Source organism: Enterococcus sp. BWB1-3 (assembly GCF_016745275.1).
Classification (GTDB): Bacteria; Bacillota; Bacilli; order Lactobacillales; family Enterococcaceae; genus Enterococcus_L.
This window is the reverse complement of the sequence record NZ_JADOEP010000017.1, coordinates 69,885-92,053: the sequence shown is the minus strand read 5'-3', so window position 1 is coordinate 92,053 and position 22,169 is coordinate 69,885. Positions and strand designations below refer to the sequence as shown.

The window sequence follows — 22,169 nt, the reverse complement described above, 5'->3', positions numbered from 1 at the left end:
GTTGTTTAAATTCTTCGGTATAGGTTCTTCGTGCTCTTCTTGACATAAAGTGGTTCCTCCCAGTGTGTTTTCTTTTAGTTTACACACCTTATTTTTTATGTCTAGTTTAGTGTAGCCTATCCAGTTTATATGTTAGCTATCACGGATGTTTTAGAGCTATGCTGTTTTGAATGTCTCCAAAACATCTGTACCGTAGTTTGCCCTGGTGGAATCGTTTTAGAGCTATGCTGTTTTGAATGTCTCCAAAACCACAACATATGCCATGAAAACATACATCATGTTTTAGAGCTATGCTGTTTTGAATGTCTCCAAAACATCCTAGCGTTCCTTTTGATTTTAATGGTTGTTTTAGAGCTATGCTGTTTTGAATGTCTCCAAAACTGAAAATGGCTGCAGAGTTAGCGCCGAAGTGTTTTAGAGCTATGCTGTTTTGAATGTCTCCAAAACTGTACTTCATTCCTTGCTTGTAGTCTTCATGTTTTAGAGCTATGTTGTTTTGAATGTCTCCCAAAATCCTGTTCAGCATGATAACCTTTCGTTGGGTATAGAAAAAGTACTCAAAGCTCGCAAGGTTCAAATGTTAAAAAATCAATCTGTTCTAACCTTCGTCAGATAATTCTGTGACAGGAGTATTAGTTGCAATTGTATTTCTAACTTCGCTATCCATAGCTCTTATCCCCTCTTCTAACTCTTCATGATGATCAAGTATGTTTAATGGATTCCCCCCTCTGATTATTTTCTCAGGGATATCTTTTTTGAAATGATCTTTATAATCTTGTTTTAATATTTCAATTTTTTGGAACAGCATATCTGCTTTAGCCATTTTGCTATCTCTCTTTCAAAGTCATACCAATGATTAAATTAAAAAATTCCAGTTCACTATCTATTTTCCTGTAATACATAGTTCCTCCATCTCCAACTCTAGCTGACTGCCGTTCGGCACAATATATTTTCAAGCCCATGTTTAGAACCCCACTAGCTTTGGCATATTATTTTCCAATGTGTAGGCTTATAAACTGATCTTTCTTAGTAACTTCATCCGTCAATTCCTTATTTATTTTCAGTTGTTCCTGATTTGTTTTTTTGATTCTGAAGCGTTTAGATAATATGTGTTATTTGTTCTTTATTTTTGACTCTCTGTTTTATTGATTTGACAAAGAAATATACCGACCTTTCGCTTTGATGGAAGGCGTTGTTATATCAAAAAAAGCTGGAAAACAAGAGAAAAAGTGTATGGGATCACTGTTTCCCATGATTCCTCTTTTACATAATTAAGAAACACGAAAGGGCAGCTCTTTTAACGCAGTTTGTATTAGATACTGACTGGTACTGTTAGAAAGAAAGATATCTTGTTGTTACAATTTAATTCTCACGGCAACTTTGGCAGTAAACGCAGCTTTGATCAAGCATTGTTTTTCTAGTTTTATTTGAACAACTTCTTACTTTTCCTTTATCAATAATCTTCTCCATTGTTTGCAATAATGCTTAACATATAAGGGTATAGTGAAACATAATAAGAAAAGTACTTTAAATCAAAGCTGTTTGGTATTGGTGAAAGCTGTACTTTTTTGAGGAAGGTATCTTCCAATTTCAACGAAAAATATTTGACAGCGCTCTCATTTAATGGTAGATTATAGGCGTAGATAGGGTGTTACTAATTCGATTAGGCACGACCTAAGGAGAAATTATTTTCCTTAGGTCGTTTTTTCATTTTCAAATTTCAGAAAAGAGGGGCAGAACTCATGCAATGTATAGTGAAAAAAATTAATCATAACGCAGTGCTGATTGAAGAAAATGGTATAGAAAAAATTGCTATGGGAAAAGGAATCGGCTTTTCTGCAAAATCCGGTGAGATTTTTGATGAAAAAACAGCAGATAAATTTTTTACCCTTGACTCAAAAGAGAACATTAAAATGTTTAGCGAAATGGTCTCACAGATTCCGCTGGAATACATTGAATTTGCGGAGGAGATGATTTCATATATCAAAATGAAAATCAATATTCCGTTGAACAGCAGTATATATATTACTTTGACAGATCATATTTATTTTGCCATTCAACGGCAAAAGGAAGACTCGCAGGTAACTGCAATTATGCTTCCGGAAATGAAACTTCTTTATCCAGATGAATTTCAGGTGGCAACAGATATTGTAAAAAAATTAAATCAACGCTATGAGACCGAGTTGGGAAATAACGAAGTTGGATTTATTACGATGCATATCATTAATTCTGAGCTGGGTGAAAAAAATAGTTTGAACGGCTTAAAAATTATGGAAATTACAAGCTTCACTCTAAATTTAATTGAAATAGAAAGTCGAATGAAATTGGATAAAAATTCTCTTTCTTATAATCGGTTATTAATCCATTTGAAGTTTTTAGCGAAGAGGCTGATTTATCAGGAAGTTTTATCAGAAGAAGAATCGTTCGAATTTTTTGATTCATCATTCAAAAAAAGCCAGTATTATAAATTGGCCGCTAAGATTACAGATGAAATTAAAAAGCAGTATCAGGTAAATATGCAAGAGAATGAAACGGCATATTTAGCTATTCATATAGGGAGAATTAAATAGACGCAGGGTGTTACTTTAAGCAGGCACAACCTCATTAAAAAGACGTTTGAGCTTTTTAGTGGGGCTATTTTTATTATTGAAAGGATAGAAAAAGATGGGGAAAGTAATTATTAATTCAGATGACTTTGGTTACAGCAGAGGGGTGAATTATGGAATTATTGATGCGTATCAAAAGGGGGTTTTGACATCGACAACCCTAATGGCAAATATGCCGGGATTTGAACAAGCAGTTGAGCTTAAAAAGCAGCTTCCGGAGCTGGGAGTAGGTGTACATTTAACATTAACCTGCGGGAAGCCGATTCTGAAAAATCTGCAAACGATTGTAGACGGAGATTCTTTTAAGCCTCTAAATTTTTATGAGCAGCCTTTTATGATTGATGAAGAAGAATTGTATCAGGAATGGAATGCGCAAATTCAAAAGGTTTTTGCAGCAGGGATTACACCGACACATCTTGATAGTCACCATCATACCCATACGTTTGGAGGAAATCAAAAGGTTGTTGTTGCTTTGGCTCAAAAATATGAGTTGCCGGTAAGGGGGAATTTTGAACGGAAAGATGAGGTGAAGCACGTAGACTATTTTGAAAGGTATTTTGATGATGTTGGTTCAGAAGATTTTTCAGAAAGGCAAATTGAGGAGTCTATGGAAGAATACCTCGAAAAACTGCTTGACCAACTGAGAACAGCACGAACAACAGAAATTATGTGTCATACCGCCTATATTGATCAGGAATTATTGAATGGCTCAAGCTTTGTGCGTTCAAGAGTTAACCAAGTTGAATTTCTAATTCATTCTGATTTTGCTGAAACGGTGAGAACAGACAAGGAGATAGAACTGATTACTTATAAGGATTTATAAACAGCGAGGAGGAAATAAAAAATGTTAAATTTTAAAACAAATATCCAGAAATTAGGAAGAGCAATGCTGATACCCGTAGCAGCTATGCCGCTTGCCGGGTTAATTCTCAGAGTATCGGCAGATGATATGCTGAATATTCCAGTTCTGGGAGCTGCAGGGAATGCAGTGTTTGGTAATTTGGATATCTTATTTGCAATAGGAGTTACTTTGGGGTTTGTTAAGACGAAAGATAAAGGGATACCTGCGTTAACTGGATTTTTGGCAATTGCAACTTTAAAAGCGGGCTTAGCTATTATGGACCCGACGATAGGAATGGGGATATTTGGCGGTATTATTTCAGGGTTAGTTGCAGCTTGGACCTATAATCATTTTAAAGAACAAAAGTTGCCAATGGTATTTTCCTATTTTGCCGGTGAGAAATTTCCGCTGACTATGGTCATGATTTTACAGACAGGTTCTGCAGTGATTCTGGGTTTTATTTGGCCAATTATTCAAATGGGAATTGACAATTTTGCCAAAATGCTTGTAAATATGGGTGCTTTTGGTGTAGGGATATTTATGTTCTTAAATCGTTTATTGATTCCGTTTGGGCTTCATCATGTACTAAATACTTATGTTTATTATGATTTAGGAGAATATGTTTCTCCTTCAGGTGATGTGTTCAGAGGTGAAATGACTCGTTTTATTAATGGAGATCCACAGGCAGGCTTGTTTTTGTCAGGTTTCTTTGTAGTTATGATGTTTGGTGTACCGGCTATCTGTTTGTCCATTTATCATGCAGCATTTAAAGAGAATAAAAAAATGGTAAAAGGGATTATGGGAAGTGGTGCAGCCACTTCATTTATCGCCAACATAACTGAACCAGTTGAATTCAGCTTTATGTTTGTCTCACCATTATTGTATGTTATTCATGCCTTGTTTGCTGGACTGGCAGGAATGGTCTGCTATATGTTTAATATTCGAATCGGCTTTACTTTTGGCGCCTGTATTGTTGACTACCTCATTAATTTCAGAATTGCTACAAATGCTATTCTGATTATCCCGATCGGACTGGTATTCTTTTGTCTTTACTATTTTACTTTTTATTTTGTTATAAAGAAGAAAAACATCTCAACCTTAGGTCGTGAAGCAGCAACAGAATATGGCGTTGAACGTGTTGAAGAGGAGGAAAAGGCGTTGTCATTGTCCAGTAAGAACTATGAATATATGGCAAAAAAAATGCTGGATGCCTTTGGCGGATCAGGAAATATCGAGGATGCTTACAATTGTAATACACGTTTACGGGTAGAAGTAAAAGACTCTGATCTTGTGAATGAGCAGCGTATTAAACAAATCGGGGTAAGCGGCATTATTAAGCCGACAGAAAAAAATTATCAAGTCATTATCGGATTGGAAGTAACCTATGTGATGGCAGAATTTACTAAATTATTGGAACAGTGAGGAAGGAAGTTAAGAATGAGTAAAAAGCAGATTATTACAATAGCAGGCGGCGGAAGCACGTATACACCAGGAATTATTCAAGCTGTATTAAACAATGCGGACAGATTACCGATTTCAGAAATTCGTTTATATGATATTGATAAAGAACGTAATGAGGATATGTATCTGATTATTGATTTTATGTTAAAAAAAGAAGGACATTCAAAGGTCAAGCTGGTATCAACGGAAGAGCCTCAGTGGGCATTTACAGGCTGTGATTTTATCTTCTCACAAATTCGTGTGGGCGGTATGAAAATGCGTGAAAAGGATGAAAAAATTGCTTTGAAATATGATTTGGTAGGACAGGAAACATGCGGTTTAGGCGGTTTTGCTTACGGAATGCGATCTATGAGAGGGTTGCTTGAGATTGTTGGCTATGTACAGCAGTTTGCACCAGAAGCATGGATTCTAAATTATACGAATCCGGAATCCATTGTTTCAGAAGCTGTTCGTCGTCAATATCCGGAAATTAATATGATTAACGCTTGTGACATGACTATCTCAATAGAAGAAACAATTGCAGATAATTATGGATATAATCGTAAAGAATGGGTACCTGGTTATTATGGATTGAATCATTTCGGCTGGTATACAGAGATTTATGATAAATCTTTGGGGCGGGATGTGATGCCGGAAATTATTGAGAAATTGAAGACTCAGACGATGAAGGTTGCTGATTTTAATGCAGGGGATCAATCGTGGCAGGAAGCATTTAATATGATGTCAGTGATTACTAAAAATTTTCCGACGAATATTCCCAACAACTATTTAGAATATTATTTATATCCTGATATGGTCGTTGAACATGCGGATAAAAACTATACACGCGCAAATATGGTAATGGATGGACGAGAGAAGAATACTAAAGAGATGGCTGAGAAAATACGTTTGGGCGTTACTGAGGATGTTTTAAATTTTAATTTTGGGGAGCATGGTCAATACATTGTTGATATGGCAACCTCTATACTAAATGACGAACATCGTAGATTTATGTTGATTGTACCGAACCAGGGAGCAATTCCCAATCTTCGTTCAGATGCAGTAGTAGAAGTTCCGGCCTATGTCGGTGCAACAGGCGCTGAACCTGTTTCGTTAAGAAAACCGATTTGCGATTTTCATAAAGGGTTGATGGAAGCGCAGGTTGCTGCAGAAAAGCTTTTAGTAGATGCATATTTTGAAGGCTCGTATCAAAAAGCTTTGCAGGCTTTTACGTTGAATCAAACGGTGCCGAATGCCAGAGTCGCTAAACTGGTATTGGATGAAATGATTGAGGCAAATAAAGACTACTGGCCAACTTTGGCATAAAAGGATGTGCATAGATTGGGTTTATTTAGCAGAAAACAAACATTAAATGCAGTTGCAGCAGGAGAACTGATACCAATTAGCAAAGTAAAAGATGAAGTTTTTGCTTCTGGAATGATGGGAAATGGTTTTGCCATAGTTAATCATGACGGGAAAGTTTTTGCACCATGTAACGGGACTATCACTAATATTTTTCCGACAAAGCATGCGATAACTTTAACGGGTAATAGAGGGGAAGTCATATTGATTCACATGGGGATTGATACTGTTGATTTGAAAGGATATCCTTTTAAATTGGTGATTTCCAACGAACAAAGAGTTCAAAAAGGTGACTTGATTGCTGAAATAAATCTCTCTTTATTAAAAGATCGGGGGAAAGATGACACATTAATTGTTGTAACACCAGACAGACAGCAAGGGGAGATAAAGAACAGCAGAAAATTTGTTACTCCCCATGATCCGGTATTCACGTTATAATCCAGATTCCGAAAAACGGAAAAATAGAGCCATTTTTAAATACTTAAAATCTCAGACCCAGCCAAAAGATTGCCTATAATCAGCAGATGTTTCCAAATTTTTAACAATAGCTGATGTTGACTTTAACAGATGGAAGTGAAGATATGAATTAGGACTGCCTGAAAACTGGAATATAATTATTTTTCAGGTTTGTTTCTTCATAAAATCATGTTTATGTACTCTTTCTGGATTATCAAATATAAGCAAATAAAATCAGAAAAAGTCTTATTATGGTATATGAACATATATAATAAGGCTTTTTCTTAGAAAAGAAGGGAAATAAATGACGATTTTTCTGGCAGTGCTTCCTGCTTTAGGCTGGGGTTTGATGCCTGTGATTGCTCAACTCAGCAAAGGGAAACCTAATGAGCAGTTATTAGGAACATCAACAACTGCTCTATTGTTCGGTATTGGCTTTTTTTTATGGATAAAACCGGAGTGGACTGAACTTGTTTTTATAACAGGTTTTCTATCTGGAGCCTTTTGGTCAGGGGGACAATACCTGCAATTCCATTCCTTTATAGATTTACCGGTTTCAGAAGCGATGCCCATTTCCAATGGCACCCAATTAATTGGAACGACAATTGCGGCGGCTGTTTTTTTCAATGAATGGTCAAATGCGGCGATGACAGCTGTAGGACTACTAAGCATTGGAATTATTATAACTGGAATATACTTGACAAATTACCATGAAAAGAAGGGGGAAGAACAAGCAGGTCTAAAAAAGAAGCCGCTGTTGAAATTGTTACTCTCTTCTCTGACCTTGACAGTGTATGTTATTTTGCCCAGATTTTTTGATATATCTGGAGAAGCAATTATTTTTCCCCAATCAATTGGAATGTTTACTGCCTCATATTTAATGAATTTATCACAGATAAAAATAATGAACAGAGTGTACATTCTCAGAAATATGACAACTGGTTTAGCCTGGAGCATCGCAAATGTCAGTCTGTTTTTAGTTATACCAAGTCTTGGGGTAGGGAAAAGCTTTACCATTTCTCAACTTGCTGTTTTAGTTTCATTGTTTGCAGGACTGATTGTATTTAAACCTGACAAAAGTAAAAAGGAACGAAGAGCGATTATCCTTGGAGCTTCTTGCATAACTATGGGTATTTTGATGATCAGCTTATTGAAGAATGGGTGAAAAGATCAATACTGAGAGCAAGCTGTTAAGTTAAGAGGAGTCTTTTTTTGAATCCCCTCATTTTTCACTAAAAACCCTATTATATCAGTAGTTACAGAAGCTGTTTTCTAAACAAATGAACTACGCTTCGAAAGACTGTTAGTTCAATAATTTTCTGCATTAGTTTCTAAAATTGGGGGTAAATTCAAAGAGTCGTTTTGAACGAAGAGGTCCAGAAAAAAAGGAGGATGAAATCGGTTAATTTTTTTATTCGAAAAAGCATATCAATTATTTTACCAATCTGGGAGACTATTTCAGTGGAGTATGGGATAATGATTTCAAGTTTACTGTCACGTACGTTCTTCAAATAAAAGACCTATTGTCAGTAAGATGTCGAATTGTAAACCAGAGTCAATGTGTTTATGACAAAAGTATATCAAGGATAAGGAGAGGTTTGTAAGTGAATAAAGTGAAAAATCGGTGGCTGATTGCCTTAGCAGGTGTATCTGTTCATTTATCCATAGGTTCTGCCTATGCATGGAGTATTTACACAAAACCGATTAATGCATTGACTGAATGGTCAGCAACATCCATTTCGTTTGCTTTCAGCATTGCTATTTTTTGTTTAGGAACATCGGCAGCATTTATGGGGAAATTTGTTGAGCATTATGGTCCCAGAAAAACGGGGATGGTCGCATCTATTTTCTTTGGAGCTGGGATAGCACTGACAGGGTTGGCAATTCAGGTTCAGTCCTTGCCAATGCTGTATATTTCCTATGGTTTAATTGGCGGAATTGGCTTGGGATCGGGCTATGTGACTCCGGTATCAACAATGGTTCGCTGGTTTCCGGATCACAGAGGGTTGGCAACAGGGCTTGCTATCATGGGCTTTGGATTTGCTTCATTGGTAACCAGTCCGATTGCACAGTTCTTAATGGGAAAAGTTGGTGTCTCCAATACGTTTTATATTTTGGGCGCTCTTTATTTTTCTGTTATGTTTATTGCTTCACGTTATCTTGAGAAGCCGCCTAAAGGCTGGACACCTCAGGGAATGGTTCAACATCAGGAGGAAAATCAGGCTGGACAACCGATCCAAGCTGAAGGAGAAGGTCTTACTGCAAATGAAGCTCTCCGCACATCTAATTTCTGGATGCTTTGGCTGACGTTATTCTTAAATATTACCTGCGGCTTGGGAATCGTTTCAGCAGCTTCCCCAATGGCACAGGAAATGATTGGAATGTCTGATCAGACAGCTGCAGCAATGGTTGGTGTTATGGGAATTTTCAACGGTCTCGGACGTTTGTTTTGGGCAACTCTTTCAGACAGGTTTGGCCGGCCGAAAGTCTTTACGATGGTCTTCATTGTTAATGCAGCAGCCTTAACAACTCTTTATCTTTCCGGAGCACCTATTTTATTTGTAGGTCTGATTTGTTTGATTATGACTTGCTACGGTGCAGGCTTTTCAATTATTCCGGCGTATATCGGCGATGTTTTCGGTACAAGAGAACTGGGAGCGATTCATGGCTACATCCTTACTGCATGGGCAGCAGCCGGGATTGTAGGACCTATTTTACTGTCAACAGTTCATCAAATGACGAACAGCTATAAACCGACATTGTTTATCTTTATCGTACTGGTTTGTATTGCGTTGATTATTTCTGTGATTGTAGGCAGAAAAGCAGTTCATAAAAAATAGACTGATAGATATAGAAAAAAATTTTTTAATTAGAATGAATGGATCATTTGTTGAGTTTCTAAACTTCTGGTTACTCAGCAGATGATATTTTTGTTTTGCAGTCCTAAAAACAATATTCTCTGAGACTGCTTATTCTAAATGGGAATGAAATGTGTATAATAGGATTATTGAGAACATCAGGAGGTATTTTAAAGTGAGCAGGTTTATCAGCAGACATGGTATACAGAAAATACTGCCTGGATTGGGCGTTGCATTCTCAGTTGCGTTGCTCAGCAAGATAGCGGCTATTTGGCTGCCGACACTTGGAGCTGCCACTATTGCTATTTTACTGGGAATATTATTAGGAAATACATTGTTTAAGCAGCCAAAATTAGAAGCGGGAACGAAATTTTCAGAGAGCAGACTGTTGGAAATTTCAGTAGTTCTTTTGGGAATCACTGTTACCTTTCAGACAATCAGTGAAATTGGTTTTAAGGGTGTCGGGTTTATTTTGTTGATTATGACAGGAACGATTTGCGGGACGTTGTTTATCGGGAAGAAACTCGGATTTTCCCAAAGTATGGTACTGTTGATGGCAGGCGGTAATGCGGTGTGCGGTTCTTCAGCAATTGCTTCGATTGCACCGGTCATTCATGCAAAAGAAGATGAAAAAGGACAGATTATTACACTGGTTAATTTATTGGGCACGGTGATGATGTTGCTGCTGCCGCTGATAGGAACAGCTCTTTACCATAGTGATCTTTTGCGGAGAAGTGCATTGATTGGTGGAACACTGCAATCAGTGGGGCAGGTTGTCGCCAGTGCCAGTATGATTAATGAAGAGAGTGCTCAGCTGGCAATGCTGTTTAAGATCATGCGCATTATGCTGCTGGTTGTTGTTGTCTATATCTTTGGAAGGATTGCTGCTTGCCCAAGTGAGGATGCCGCAGCGGAAAGAGTTGTAAAAAAAAAGCTGCCGATTCCCTGGTATGTGCTGGGCTTTCTAATTTGCTGTATACTCAACAGTTTGGTTCATCTGCCTGAACAGCTGGCATCAGGCGCACATTTTATCAGCAGCTGGGTTGAAATCACAGCATTGGCAGCGATTGGGCTGAGATTGGATTTCCAAAAATTTTTTAAAGAAGGTAAGCGTTTTTTGATTTTTGGTTTGTCTGTCGGACTTATCCAGATTGGACTGGCAGTGGTGTTGATAGGGCTGTTTCTGTAAAAATTATAATTATTTCTTTAGGAACAAGCACATGTTCAGCCTAATAATTTCAAGAAAATTTGTGGAAACAGTATTTATTTTAAAAGAAGCTGCATTACAGCTTGAATGCCTAAACTATTTTTTTGCTGCAGATAGTTGTAAAACCCTGCCAACTTCTAAATACAGTTATATTAGGGGGCGTCTGAAAACTTATTTCCCCAATAGTTTTCAGATATGCCCTAAATATTCCGTTCATTGTATCAAGTACATTTTTTTGATTTTTTCACTTAACCAAGAATAAGGAAAGCTTAAGCCAATACTTTCTCAATATCTGCAACCATTTTTTCAGGACTTGTCTGTGGTGCATAACGCTTCACGACCGTCCCTTCTTTATTTATTAGGAATTTAGTGAAATTCCATTTGATTGCACTGCCCAGTGTGCCTTTGGTTTCTTCTTTTAAATAGTTGAAAAGAGGCAATGCTTCTGAACCGTTGACATGACAAATCTGATGCATGGGAAATGTTACACCGTAAGTTATCCGGCAGGCTTCAGCAGCTTCCTCACTGTTTTCCACTTCCTGCTTAAACTGGTTTGAAGGAAAGCCCAGTACAATTAATCCACTATCTTTATAGGTTGTATAAAGGTTTTCTAATTGCTCAAACTGAGGAGCTAATCCGCATTTTGTCGCAGTGTTAACAATAATCATAGGTTGTCCGCGATATTTATCCAATGTGTACGTTTCCCCATTTGCCAGTGTCGCTTCAAAATCATAGATAGTCATTATTTTATTCACCTCATTCTTTATTTTCTTTAAGTATAGTACGGAGTGAAGCGAAATGCATGGCAATAAGTCTCAAAGACAAAGAAAACTTGTTGAATCTGTAAAAAAGCAGGACAGCTGAACTCTTTTACGTTAAAATAATAGAGTAAATGTCTAGACTTTTCCGTATAGATAATAGTAGTAATTATTTAGAAAATGGAGGATAAAAAATGAGTGATATTTTATTAGGCAGTATTGAAGCAGGTGGAACAAAGTTTGTCTGTGCAGTTGGGAACACTGACTTTGAAGTCCAGGAGAGCGTTGTGTTCTCTACTGGTAATCCAGAAGAGACAATGGAAAAGGTTGCTGCATTTTTTTCGGCACATACCGTTTCAGCAATTGCCGTCGGTTCTTTTGGTCCGGTCGATGTAAATCCTGATTCCAGTGATTATGGAAAGATTTTGGCTACCCCTAAACTGGAGTGGCGAGGATTCAATATTCTGAAGGCATTGAGGAAACATTTTGACTTCCCTATTTTTTTGACAACAGATGTGAATTCCAGCGCTTTTGGTGAATACGTGAAAGGGGCAGCAGTTGAATCTAACTCCTGTGTTTATTTTACTGTAGGAACAGGAATAGGCGGCGGAGCCATCCAAAATGGGGAATTTATTGGAGGCCTTACTCATGCGGAAATGGGTCATGTTTTTGTTAAACGCCACCCTCTGGACATGGATTTTGAAGGAGTGTGTCCTTCCCATGGTGCAGATTGCCTTGAAGGGTTGGCTTCAGGTCCCAGTCTGGAAGCCCGAACAGGAATAAAAGGGGAAGAAGTGGATGAAACACATATTATCTGGGAGATCGAAGCCTATTACATCGCACAGCTGGCTTTCAATACAAGACTGAATTTTTCACCGGAAAAAATTATTTTTGGCGGAGGTGTTATGCAGCAGGATCATTTGATGAAAAAAGTCCGCTCAATTTTTACAGAGCTGAATAATGGCTATGTTGATGTTCCAGATTTGGACAATTATATCGTGAATCCGGCAATATCTGAAAATGGAAGTGCCACAGTCGGCAACTTTGCGCTGGCACTAAGAGAGCTGAAAAGATAATTATTAAGCAGAGAGTAGTAATATATTTTTAGATTGGTGATGTTGTTTTTTATCCATGAACCAGAAAGAAGGATCGTTCAAGCTGATCGGCGAAGAATTTATAAATATTTATAGAGAGGTTTGTGATAGATAGTCAGATTGTTTGAATTGAAGCTGAGAATTGATACACTCCGCTGCGCTTCAATCACATCAACTTCTACGTATAAAACATACGAGAGTTGACAGTCTTCACTAGGATTGCTTTAGCAGAGTAGATGAAGTCCTGTTACCTGCTCGGTGAAGGGCCTGGAACTCCTCATATTTTGAAGATTGCTTGATTTATTTCCGAAGAGGCAGCTTGTGGAGCTTGCTTATTCAGGTTTGGGCTATATTTTTTTAGAGAAAATAGGGAAGCAGCGTTTGAAATTGAAGTGGGAAATCAATTACTGAAGGAGTGCCTTTCTGCAGCAGAAATTCCTGAAATAATCTGCCTTTATTACTATAAGGGAAATTAAAGACTGAGGGATGTGGAAGCAGGTGAAACTCTGTTGGAAACAGTTGAAAATTCCAGAAATAGGAGAAAATAATTTATCCAGTCATGAGAATTTCACGTTCTCTTTGTATATTCCCTAGATTAACGGTCTGTAATTTGCTACAATGAGTGGAGATTATTTTTTAGAAAAGAGGAAATGATAGAATGATTGCAATCAGTGATCTTAAGTCAGGCATGACGTTTGAACAAGACGGAAAATTAATTAAGGTAATGGAAGCCAGCCATCACAAACCTGGTAAAGGAAACACCGTAATGCGTATGAAGCTGAAGGACGTTCGTTCAGGTGCCACAACTGAAACGACAATGCGCCCAGATGATAAAGTGAAAAAAGCGCATATTGATACAAAACCTGCTCAGTATCTATACAGTCAGGATAGCATGGCAATTTTCATGGATTTGGAAACCTACGAGCAATACGAAATTCCAACTGACTCTATTGAAGAGGAATTGAAATATCTGTTGGAAAACATGGAAGTAAAAATTCAGTTTTATGGATCAGAAGTAATTGGTGTTACACTGCCGACAACTGTTGTATTAACTGTGACAGAAACGCAGCCGTCTATCAAAGGTGCAACTGTAACAGGCTCCGGTAAACCTGCAACAATGGAAACAGGACTGGTTGTTAACGTTCCTGATTTTATTGAATCTGGGGAGAAGCTGGAAATCAATACACAGGAAGGTACGTATTTGAAGCGTGCAAAGTAAGCGGATGAACGAAGAGGTCAGGACAAACACTCATGAGGGCTATCGCCCTCACCAAACAGAATGAAAATAAAAAAACGATCGACCTACATGCTATTTCCTGTCATCCTAAAGAGGACAGAAGAGCTTGTAGGTCGATCGTTTATTGAGGTTTTTCTCCAAGTTAACCTTGAGGGACAAACTAGATCGTTCTACTTATTTGCTCCTGCGGTTACTCGTCGCACGAAAAGCTTGCTCCTGCGGTTACTCGTCGCACGAAAAGCTTGCTCCTGCGGTTACTCGTCGCACGAAAAGCTTGCTCCTGCGGTTACTCGTCGCACGAAAAGCTTGCTCCTGCGATTACTCGTCTAAAGAAAAAAGAGACAACGGACACTGGTCATCCAGAGACAGAAAATAGCTCAGATACAAATGCTAACGGAACAACGACACTTCCGGATGATTCAGGAACAACTGGAACCATGGATTCTAAAGGGACTACAAATAAACCAAACGCAACTAAAAATAAAGCGGATCGTGTAACTGCTTCTGATGTTCTTTCCAATGATTCAAACCAAACAGAGCAGACAAACAGCTCTAAACAGTGATAAAATTATTTTTATGGTAAATAGGAAAATTGTTGAACAGGGAATCCATAATGAATTAATGGATAAAAATGGTAGATATGCTAATATGATTCGTTTGCAATATGGAGATACATCAGTAGTATCTAATCAGCAAGTAAACAGTCTAGATATTGATCAGGAAGAAATTGAGTATGCATAACTATGGGAAAAACTATGATCATTTTGATTGAGGTCATTTTGTTTCTTTGCCTAGGTTCTTCCTATTGGTTTCTAATTTTTATGAGTCAAAGTCTAAGTGATATTTTAGGCATAGCTGAAATAATACTAGCAACACCGATTTTGCTTTTAATCAAGAAATATCAGAAGAAAAATTGAATATCTTGAAAAATAAGAAAGAGGTGCAAAGTTATGACTAAAAACTTGGTTAAACAGGCAAGGGATTCGCCTATGAGCTCAAAGTAATCTATAAAAATTTGAATTGGAGGAACAGAAAATGGAAATGGTATTACCACAGAATTATGTAGAAGTGACAGAAGAAGAGATGATGTATTTAGATGGTGGTGGCTTGGGAAAACATTGGTATAACAAAAGAGGAAATGTTGCTTGCATAATCGATGTCGCTGCTGCAGCTATTGCAGGATGGGGAGCAATTTCATCAGCAATTAAAGTTAGAAAACTACTGAAATCTAACGTAGGTAAAAGGTTAACGAGCGGAGTTGCTGTTCAATTATCAAGATATTTTGGTTCAGCAGTCGGAAAAGCATTCTCAGCAGCATTAAATATTGGTCTCACTATATGCAGTGCATCTATCGGGAGTATAGCTGCAATGGGATTAGATAAGGTTGATGGAAGATATGATGGATATATTTTTGCGTAAACGAGGACTTGGTGAAGTCATTTTATTCTTTATTCCGGTACTTGTATGCATCATAGGAACCATTATTGCTATTACGTCAAAAGATTTTGATTATTTAAAAAAATGTGTGATAGCAGGATATCCATTCTTGGCCCTGTTTGTTTGGCGACTATGCTCTTTCTTTTATTATAAAGATATTTCTAGTTTAGTGAAAGATAATGAGCAATTAAATAGTGAACTAGAAGCTAAAAAAAATAAATAAAGATCGTATAATTATTATCAAATTTCAGGAGTTTTTTATGGAAAAAATAATAATACAGAAAAACAAGAAATTGAAGCTAATAAATGTATTAGTGAAAGAATTAAGGAATATATCTACCAATAACTTGAATATTGAAATTAGAAAATTTATTAATTTTCTCGAAGTTTCTAACATTCAAACTAGTACTCTGTAAACTAAAAACATGTACTCTTACAAAAGAATATCTGGATAAAGATGTCGTAATTTTTTACGTGCATCCTTGGTTGTGAACTGCCAATCTACTCCTTTTTGTTTCCGGTTTCTATCTGTTGCCCAGATTGCTGTAATCTCACGGAGTTCTTTCTCAGATGAGATATGTTGCTTTAATGATTGCCTGCTTAGCGTACTAAGTTCAATCTCCGCAATTGGTGAGATGTGAAACTTTATCGGAGATAAGTTACATAAATGGTTTAACAAAAATTATTAGTTCAAAAGGCTCAAATATTAATGTACCAGATGGGATTGTGGATGATGAAGTTGTGTTCGTTCACGCGAAATTAGGGAAGAGGTTTATTCTTTGCATTATTAAACGGTATAATTATATTAGTTAGTGTGTTTGTTGGTTAGTTTAAGAAGAATAAGAAAGCATAACAGATTATAGGTTTATTTTTTGTAAAAGCTCATCTTTTACTGAGTTTATATTATGTTTTATTAAAAGTTGTTTTACGGAAGTTGGTTATTATCTTAAACGAGGTAAAGTATATTTTTTCTGTCCGTTTTTATAAATAAAAGCAAAAGGTGTTATTTGCTGGAAGAAGATAGTAGAATAGGGGTGTATGGTAACTGAATATGCTTTTCTGGAATAAAAGATTATTCAGTGAGGAGGAAGATCAAATGAACAGGCGAATTGTTATTGCTGTAGATTCATTTAAAGGCAGCGCAACATCTATGGAGGCTGCAGACTATATAGAAAAAGGACTTTTCAGAGGAAATCCGGCATTGGCTGTTCGAAAAGTTGCGATAGCTGATGGAGGAGAAGGGACCGTTGAGGCTTTAGTGACTGGACTGTCTGGTCGACGCATTAAGAAACAGGTAACCGGTCCTGAAGGAGTTCCAGTTTCTGCTTTATTTGGTCTTTTGGATGATGAGACGGCAATTATCGAGATGGCTGAAGCTTCCGGACTGACAAAAATTAAAAATGAAACAGGAAATCCATTTATGGCAACAACCTATGGAACGGGTGAGTTGATTAAATTTGCACTGGATGAAAAAGTGAAGACAATCTATATTGGATTGGGCGGCAGTGCAACCAATGACGGCGGAGTAGGAATGGCTCAGGCATTGGGGATTTCATTTAAAGATGCGGCAGGACAGGAAGTTGGATTTGGTGCATCAGGCGTGCTGAATATACATACGATTGACAGGAAAAATATTGATCCGAGAATTGCTGAAACTACTTTTATAGGACTGACTGATGTAGAGAATCTTCTTTGCGGGAAACAGGGAGCTTCCTATATTTTTGGCAGTCAAAAGGGAGCCAAAGAAGATGAACTGGCATTATTGGATCAGTCCCTGCATCATCTTCAGGATAAAATCTCAGAATATTGCGGGCAATCTGTTTCTCATTTAAAAGGCGGAGGAGCTGCCGGAGGATTGGGTGCCGGTCTGGCTGCTTTCTGTCAGGCCAAGCTTGTTCCCGGTATTGAAACAATCAGCTGTCTGCTGCATCTTGAAGAAGAAATTAAAGCGGCCGATTTTGTTATAACCGGAGAAGGACGAATAGATCATCAGTCACTATCAGGAAAAGCACCTGTTGGGATTTTAAGAACGGCTCAGAAACACCGGAAGCCTGTCATTGCCATTGTAGGCAGTGTAGCTGGAAGCCTTCATGATATTTATGAGGCAGGGTTTGATCTTGTGATTGATACGATCTCTGCACCGATTACGCTTCAGGAAGCAATGACAAATGTTCGCAAAAATCTTCAAAATGGAGGAGAAACAGTGGCAAAGGTTCTCGAACTGATTGAAAAACAAAATCAAAAGTAATTGTTGATTATTGTTAAGGAAAAAATGAAACAGCAAGCACTTTTTACAGCTCTTTTGTACATCTATGCTATATTAAGTGTGAAAAAAATGGAATGCAGATATAGAAAAGAGCGGACAGCAAAGGGACCCAATTATATACAATTGAAGAGGTACATTCATTTATTGAAAATAATCAATTTGCTTTTCTGTATGTTTCTCAGCAGAACTGCTCGGTTTGTCATGCTGTTTTCCCTAAACTAAAAGCACTGCTTGAAGCGTATCCTCAAATAGCATTGGGGGAAGTTGATGGCGGAGAGGTACAGCAGGTGTCTTTGGCCTGTAATATCTTTTCTGATCCTGCTCTGCTTTTATTTATTGATGGAAAAGAATACCTTCACAAAAGCCGCTTTGTGTAGTTTAAAAAGCTGGCATTTGATTTGAATCGGCTGTATGCTTCTGACGTATCAGCAGATAGAGAGGAGCATACATTATGAGAAAAGACAGCGGAACTGCCTACCGCTGTCTCAATAATCAGCCCCGATTTTAAAATCTTTGAATGTTTCACTAATTTCTTCTTCACGAATTCCGATATATCGTTTTGTTATTTGTTGAGAGGCATGATTGAAGATTTCCATGAGCGTGGCAATGTTTCTGGTCTTCCGGTAGTAATGATAGCCAAATGTCTTCCTGATGGTGTGAGTGCCGATGTCCGGCCGTTTCAGCTGCTTAGCGACCTTTTGGTAACACTGATACACTGTGTTCACTTTGATATGTTCTTGATCAAGCTGCTGACTTGGAAAGAGCCAGCTGTCCGGTTCTTTTCCTTCTATATGTAGTGATTTCTTGCTGCAGGTTCTCCAGAAATAGTGTCCGTATCTTGCCGGTCTTTTGTTCCCTGATTTTGGGTGTAGTTGTGCCGGTAATATCTTTGACCTTTAAAGATACCAGATCAGACATTCGAAGACCAATATTGATTCCTAGTTTAAAAAGAAAAACGTCTCGCTCAGGATGCCTGGTTCGCCGGAGGCAAAAAAGAAAGTCATGAATTATCTTTCAATGCTTAGTTCTTAAAAACGAGGATTTAAAAGATAAAAACAAAATCAAGTTCAAAATCAATATCCAAAGAACAAAAAAGAACTTGGATAGCGTATAGGGAGCAATCGGGCTGGCTTCATCAGTAGCAATGAATAGAAACCACCACACAAGGTAGGCGCTACCGCTATTAATAAATTCACGCCTAAAAAACCACCCTTGAGCTTCTGGCCGGACCTATTATGAATGAAAGCCAGCAACAAATCTTTTTATAAAAAATGAACGTACTGCTAAATGAAGTATTTTTTAGGGTGTGAAATTTGTTTTTATGATTCGTGGGCTATTTTATGTCAATTATGGTATGGAAAAAAAATAAAATGTAATAAAAATTGACAGAAAACGCTTTCTTTTGTATAGTTAATATAAATTTAACAAAATATTTTGTGAGAAGGTATATTATGAAAAGAAATAGAATATATTTGTTTATAATTATTGCGCTTTCTGTTGTCCCTTTTTGGTATGTTCACAGAAGTCCTATAAGTGCTGTTAGAACCAAAGTTTTTTCACTAGGTTTTTTTGATATCGGAATACATTCAACAGTTGAAAAGGTAAGTGATGATTTGTATACCATTGAACCAGCACCCGTGGAAGATGAGACATTGGGAGAATTGAAAACATATCAAGTAAAACGATATGGCATATTTTATCTTGCAGAATATTATGGAGAAGTTTAATAATCAAAGGAAGTGTTAAATTAGCTATGAAAAAGAATTTTGTTAGGGTTTTGTGCGCCATATTGGGGATATTTGCTATTTTTATTACTGGAACTACGATTACATCTGCAAATGAACTAGATGGAACTGATATTGTCACAGCAGTCAAAGAAGGAATTCAAGAAAATAAGATTGATTTTAACTTAGAAAGGAAATTAAGTGACGTTCAACAAGATTTGCTCTCAATCATTAAGGAGAAAAATGGAAAAGAATTTGAAACACAGTTGGAAGGAGAGTATTTTAGAATTTTAGAAGCAATTGAGTCAGGCAACTTATTGATAAGTGATTCTGATGAAAAGAATATAATGTATAGTGAATTCTCTTCAATATATTTAACAAGAATTGCGTCCATTTTACCTGTCAATCCTACAGATGAAGAAGTTGCTGAAATACTCCAGGAAAAAGAAGTTTTATTGGAAAGAACATTTAATGATATCCGTACAGAAAATATTGCTTTAATCCTTAGTACAGAGGATGCTCCAAAAGCAAGAATGGCAAGAGCAGCGTTTAATGTTACTAATGCTACTAAATATGCGAGAGACTGGTGGAATAGAAGGAATGTGCTTTTTCCTTTGTATGAAAGTGATTGCACAAATTTTGCTTCACAAATAGCTTTTTATGGAGGTAAACCATTAAGAAATTCTCCAAATGCAAGTGGAATGACTTGGACGCACACAGCTGGAGTAACTGCTTCTTCTCCATGGAAATTGGCACACAATTTTATGGTATTTTGGACAGCTGATGGTTACAGTACTCGCCAGTTTTCAACAAAAAATGAAGCGCAAGGATATGTACGTGAGGGTGATTTCATTGGCTACTTCAAAAAAAATACATTTGAGATTTCTCATATTGCATATGTAAGTAAAAAATCAGGGAATACAGCTTATATTACACAACACACAACGGATCGGGTAGATACTACATGGAACAGTATCAATACAGATAATTATTCGGCGTTTATTGTACTGAGATTCTAATTATTATTACGGTCCAGGTATAAAGTGAAAGCGGCAACAAATCTTTTATAAAAACAGAACTTTCTGTCAGGCAACTTGAAACTAGCAGCATATTTTTAATTAGATTTTAGCTGACTGAAAAAAATGATTCTTAAAAAGAAATTAAGAGTATATTTTTTACATTCTTTCGTCTTTTGAGACTGGTTTCGGAAGCACGTTTGTCCCGATCGTTTATTTTTGATCAAAACAGCCAGCTGCTACAGCTGGAGATCCACTAGGTAAAAGAGCCAAAAACACGAATAATAGGAAAAGCTTCAGGAATCGTTGTGATCCTGAAGCTTTTTTGTGGGTAACTGATCAACAAATATTTTTAAATCGTCTCAGAATCATTCTGGAAGGTTTTAAAATAGTCAATAATGGCTCTATAATAAATGGGACTGATGAAAGTAGAAATCCTTTTCTCAGTCCCATGTTCATTTTTATCTAAAAAAACATATCGTTCTCTGATAGGATTAAGTTACCACACAAAATCTAATGAAGGGAACGCTATGCTATGCTTCATACTATCAAAAAAATGCTCCGAATCATAGACAAAAATCTCACGATTTTAGCTGTTTTAGAACAAAAAATGAAAGGCAGACAAACGTTTGTCATTAAAGCCAAACTCACTCCTTACTTTTCTCATTGTCCTCACTGCACCTATACAAAGGATCCCTTTACTGAAAAACAAGCAGTCGTTAAAAACGGAACAAAAATCAGTCGAATTCGGTTTGATTCCTTTAATCATATACCTCTCGTTATGGAACTGGCGAAACAACGTTATTTCTGTCGAGCTTGTATGCGTCATTGGACAGCTCAATCCTATTTCGTGGCTCCTCATTGTTTTATCGCCAAGCACGTACAGACCAAAATTCTAGCTTTATTAAAAGAAAAAATTTCTCTTAGACTCATTGCTTCTCTGTGTCATGTTTCTATTACAACAGTCATTCGTGTCCTTAAAAGTACAGAAGTTTATCTTCCTACGCGAAAACAAACCTATTTACCTTCTGTGCTGATGGTGGATGAATTTCGCTCCCATACATCCCTTGAAGACAAAATGAGTTTTATTTGTGCCAACGGGAAAACTGGACAGTTAGTTGATATTCTTCCTTCCAGAAAATTGAACTACTTGGTTCATTACTTTCAGAAATATTCAAATCGAGACTGTGTACAATTTCTAGTAACCGATATGAATGCCGCTTATTTTCAATTGATTCCACGTGTATTTCCTCAAGCCAAGCTTATCATTGACCGATTTCATGTTGTTCAACACCTGAATCGAGCCTTTAATACCTTTCGCATCAAAGAGGTTGCACGGTTAAGACAGGAAAATAAGCACCATTTAGCGAATAGATTAAAAAGTAATTGGCGATTTTTATTGAAAGATCGCGTCAACATTAACCCTTCAATGTACAAAACATGGCGCAACTTTAGAGCTCCTAAATTTCCTTATCTGACAGAAGCCATGATGATTGATCGACTCCTTGATTTTTCTCCAGCACTGCGTTTTACGTATCAAGTATTTCATGAATTAACAGAAGCTTTCCGAAGGAAAGATCATGAACGATTCTTTGAACAATTACAGACACTTCCAGATCAACTGGACGAAACATTTCGGACTACAATCAGTCACTTACTCTCTTACAAAGAGGGCATACGCAATGCCATGATCTATCCGTATTCAAATGGGAAACTGGAAGCCATGAATACACATATAAAGACATTGAAACGTGTCTCTTATGGTTTTAAATCCTTTCAAAATATGAAAACACGAATTTTTCTTATGAACGATTTGATAAAAATGACCTAACAAAGAAGTTGGTTATCGAAAGTGTTTCTCTTTCAA

The 22,169-nt window shown here is 37.1% G+C and carries 21 protein-coding genes, 1 pseudogene and 1 CRISPR repeat array; of the genes and pseudogenes, 19 read left to right on the top strand and 3 right to left on the bottom strand.

The window, feature by feature from the left end:
• Window positions 1-147: 147 nt before the first annotated feature.
• Window positions 148-513: direct repeats of the CRISPR family, unit length 36 nt; unit sequence GTTTTAGAGCTATGCTGTTTTGAATGTCTCCAAAAC.
• Between the two features lie 85 nt (window positions 514-598).
• Window positions 599-823 (bottom strand): hypothetical protein, encoded by a 225-nt coding sequence (locus tag IW492_RS12250; protein WP_202067921.1) that lies wholly within the window; start codon window positions 821-823, stop codon window positions 599-601.
• A 919-nt stretch (window positions 824-1,742) separates the two neighbouring features.
• On the opposite strand from IW492_RS12250, the gene IW492_RS12245 reads away from it, so the two are divergent.
• From IW492_RS12245 to IW492_RS12210, 8 genes are all read left to right on the top strand, one after another.
• A complete protein-coding gene (locus IW492_RS12245) occupies window positions 1,743-2,570 on the top strand; it encodes a PRD domain-containing protein (protein WP_202067920.1) in 828 nt (275 codons plus the stop codon).
• Window positions 2,571-2,664: 94 nt separating this feature from the next.
• Entirely contained in the window at window positions 2,665-3,429 is a 765-nt protein-coding gene (locus IW492_RS12240; protein WP_202067919.1) for a carbohydrate deacetylase, read from the top strand.
• A gap of 21 nt (window positions 3,430-3,450) precedes the next feature.
• Entirely contained in the window at window positions 3,451-4,869 is a 1,419-nt protein-coding gene (locus tag IW492_RS12235; protein ID WP_202067918.1) for a PTS transporter subunit EIIC, read from the top strand.
• 15 nt (window positions 4,870-4,884) lie between these two features.
• Window positions 4,885-6,213, top strand: coding sequence for a family 4 glycosyl hydrolase (locus tag IW492_RS12230; RefSeq protein WP_202067917.1), 1,329 nt, complete (start codon window positions 4,885-4,887; stop codon window positions 6,211-6,213).
• 15 nt (window positions 6,214-6,228) lie between these two features.
• Entirely contained in the window at window positions 6,229-6,687 is a 459-nt protein-coding gene (locus tag IW492_RS12225) for a PTS sugar transporter subunit IIA (protein ID WP_202067916.1), read from the top strand.
• Between the two features lie 322 nt (window positions 6,688-7,009).
• Window positions 7,010-7,870: a GRP family sugar transporter gene (locus IW492_RS12220; protein WP_202067915.1), complete on the top strand. Its 861-nt coding sequence runs from the start codon at window positions 7,010-7,012 to the stop codon at window positions 7,868-7,870.
• Window positions 7,871-8,309: 439 nt separating this feature from the next.
• Window positions 8,310-9,545, top strand: coding sequence for an L-lactate MFS transporter (locus IW492_RS12215; RefSeq protein WP_202067914.1), 1,236 nt, complete (start codon window positions 8,310-8,312; stop codon window positions 9,543-9,545).
• Window positions 9,546-9,738: 193 nt separating this feature from the next.
• Complete coding sequence (locus tag IW492_RS12210) at window positions 9,739-10,752, top strand: YeiH family protein (RefSeq protein WP_202067913.1); 1,014 nt, start codon at window positions 9,739-9,741, stop codon at window positions 10,750-10,752.
• Window positions 10,753-11,039: 287 nt separating this feature from the next.
• Here IW492_RS12210 and IW492_RS12205 read toward each other — a convergent pair whose 3' ends face one another.
• Window positions 11,040-11,513 (bottom strand): glutathione peroxidase, encoded by a 474-nt coding sequence (locus IW492_RS12205; RefSeq protein ID WP_202067912.1) that lies wholly within the window; start codon window positions 11,511-11,513, stop codon window positions 11,040-11,042.
• Between the two features lie 209 nt (window positions 11,514-11,722).
• Here IW492_RS12205 and scrK point away from each other — a divergent pair, with 209 nt between their 5' ends.
• The 8 genes from scrK (at window position 11,723) to IW492_RS12165 (ending at window position 17,939) form a co-directional block, all read left to right on the top strand.
• Entirely contained in the window at window positions 11,723-12,604 is an 882-nt protein-coding gene (scrK, locus tag IW492_RS12200) for a fructokinase ScrK (protein WP_202067911.1), read from the top strand.
• A 676-nt stretch (window positions 12,605-13,280) separates the two neighbouring features.
• Window positions 13,281-13,841: an elongation factor P gene (gene efp / locus IW492_RS12195; protein WP_202067910.1), complete on the top strand. Its 561-nt coding sequence runs from the start codon at window positions 13,281-13,283 to the stop codon at window positions 13,839-13,841.
• 260 nt (window positions 13,842-14,101) lie between these two features.
• Window positions 14,102-14,422: a hypothetical protein gene (locus IW492_RS12190; RefSeq protein WP_202067909.1), complete on the top strand. Its 321-nt coding sequence runs from the start codon at window positions 14,102-14,104 to the stop codon at window positions 14,420-14,422.
• Window positions 14,379-14,600, top strand: coding sequence for a hypothetical protein (locus IW492_RS12185; protein WP_202067908.1), 222 nt, complete (start codon window positions 14,379-14,381; stop codon window positions 14,598-14,600). Before IW492_RS12190 ends, IW492_RS12185 begins: the two co-directional genes overlap by 44 nt.
• A 294-nt stretch (window positions 14,601-14,894) precedes the next feature.
• Entirely contained in the window at window positions 14,895-15,278 is a 384-nt protein-coding gene (locus IW492_RS12180; protein WP_202067907.1) for an argininosuccinate lyase, read from the top strand.
• Complete coding sequence (locus IW492_RS12175; protein WP_202067906.1) at window positions 15,259-15,519, top strand: hypothetical protein; 261 nt, start codon at window positions 15,259-15,261, stop codon at window positions 15,517-15,519. Before IW492_RS12180 ends, IW492_RS12175 begins: the two co-directional genes overlap by 20 nt.
• 873 nt (window positions 15,520-16,392) lie before the next feature.
• On the top strand, window positions 16,393-17,544 hold the full coding sequence (locus IW492_RS12170; protein ID WP_202067905.1) for a glycerate kinase: 1,152 nt from the start codon (window positions 16,393-16,395) through the stop codon (window positions 17,542-17,544).
• A gap of 140 nt (window positions 17,545-17,684) precedes the next feature.
• On the top strand, window positions 17,685-17,939 hold the full coding sequence (locus IW492_RS12165) for a thioredoxin family protein (RefSeq protein WP_202067927.1): 255 nt from the start codon (window positions 17,685-17,687) through the stop codon (window positions 17,937-17,939).
• A 108-nt stretch (window positions 17,940-18,047) separates the two neighbouring features.
• Here IW492_RS12165 and IW492_RS12160 read toward each other — a convergent pair.
• Window positions 18,048-18,573, bottom strand: a pseudogene (locus tag IW492_RS12160) (tyrosine-type recombinase/integrase).
• Between the two features lie 440 nt (window positions 18,574-19,013).
• On the opposite strand from IW492_RS12160, the gene IW492_RS12155 reads away from it, so the two are divergent.
• From IW492_RS12155 to IW492_RS12145, 3 genes are all read left to right on the top strand, one after another.
• Complete coding sequence (locus tag IW492_RS12155) at window positions 19,014-19,289, top strand: hypothetical protein (RefSeq protein WP_202067904.1); 276 nt, start codon at window positions 19,014-19,016, stop codon at window positions 19,287-19,289.
• A 26-nt stretch (window positions 19,290-19,315) separates the two neighbouring features.
• Window positions 19,316-20,305 (top strand): amidase domain-containing protein, encoded by a 990-nt coding sequence (locus tag IW492_RS12150; protein ID WP_202067903.1) that lies wholly within the window; start codon window positions 19,316-19,318, stop codon window positions 20,303-20,305.
• Window positions 20,306-20,837: 532 nt separating this feature from the next.
• Window positions 20,838-22,133 (top strand): ISL3 family transposase, encoded by a 1,296-nt coding sequence (locus tag IW492_RS12145; protein ID WP_202067902.1) that lies wholly within the window; start codon window positions 20,838-20,840, stop codon window positions 22,131-22,133.
• Window positions 22,134-22,169 lie beyond the last annotated feature (36 nt).

What these genes read in the sequence shown, in the direction of transcription:
- IW492_RS12250 (WP_202067921.1), bottom strand. Translation starts at nt 823, where the DNA reads ATGGCTAAAGCAGATATGCTGTTCCAAAAAATTGAAATATTAAAACAA.
- IW492_RS12245 (WP_202067920.1), top strand. Translation starts at nt 1,743, where the DNA reads ATGCAATGTATAGTGAAAAAAATTAATCATAACGCAGTGCTGATTGAA.
- IW492_RS12240 (WP_202067919.1), top strand. Translation starts at nt 2,665, where the DNA reads ATGGGGAAAGTAATTATTAATTCAGATGACTTTGGTTACAGCAGAGGG.
- IW492_RS12235 (WP_202067918.1), top strand. Translation starts at nt 3,451, where the DNA reads ATGTTAAATTTTAAAACAAATATCCAGAAATTAGGAAGAGCAATGCTG.
- IW492_RS12230 (WP_202067917.1), top strand. Translation starts at nt 4,885, where the DNA reads ATGAGTAAAAAGCAGATTATTACAATAGCAGGCGGCGGAAGCACGTAT.
- IW492_RS12220 (WP_202067915.1), top strand. Translation starts at nt 7,010, where the DNA reads ATGACGATTTTTCTGGCAGTGCTTCCTGCTTTAGGCTGGGGTTTGATG.
- IW492_RS12205 (WP_202067912.1), bottom strand. Translation starts at nt 11,513, where the DNA reads ATGACTATCTATGATTTTGAAGCGACACTGGCAAATGGGGAAACGTAC.
- scrK (WP_202067911.1), top strand. Translation starts at nt 11,723, where the DNA reads ATGAGTGATATTTTATTAGGCAGTATTGAAGCAGGTGGAACAAAGTTT.
- efp (WP_202067910.1), top strand. Translation starts at nt 13,281, where the DNA reads ATGATTGCAATCAGTGATCTTAAGTCAGGCATGACGTTTGAACAAGAC.
- IW492_RS12185 (WP_202067908.1), top strand. Translation starts at nt 14,379, where the DNA reads ATGATTCAAACCAAACAGAGCAGACAAACAGCTCTAAACAGTGATAAA.
- IW492_RS12180 (WP_202067907.1), top strand. Translation starts at nt 14,895, where the DNA reads ATGGAAATGGTATTACCACAGAATTATGTAGAAGTGACAGAAGAAGAG.
- IW492_RS12175 (WP_202067906.1), top strand. Translation starts at nt 15,259, where the DNA reads ATGGATATATTTTTGCGTAAACGAGGACTTGGTGAAGTCATTTTATTC.
- IW492_RS12170 (WP_202067905.1), top strand. Translation starts at nt 16,393, where the DNA reads ATGAACAGGCGAATTGTTATTGCTGTAGATTCATTTAAAGGCAGCGCA.
- IW492_RS12155 (WP_202067904.1), top strand. Translation starts at nt 19,014, where the DNA reads ATGAAAAGAAATAGAATATATTTGTTTATAATTATTGCGCTTTCTGTT.
- IW492_RS12150 (WP_202067903.1), top strand. Translation starts at nt 19,316, where the DNA reads ATGAAAAAGAATTTTGTTAGGGTTTTGTGCGCCATATTGGGGATATTT.
- IW492_RS12145 (WP_202067902.1), top strand. Translation starts at nt 20,838, where the DNA reads ATGCTTCATACTATCAAAAAAATGCTCCGAATCATAGACAAAAATCTC.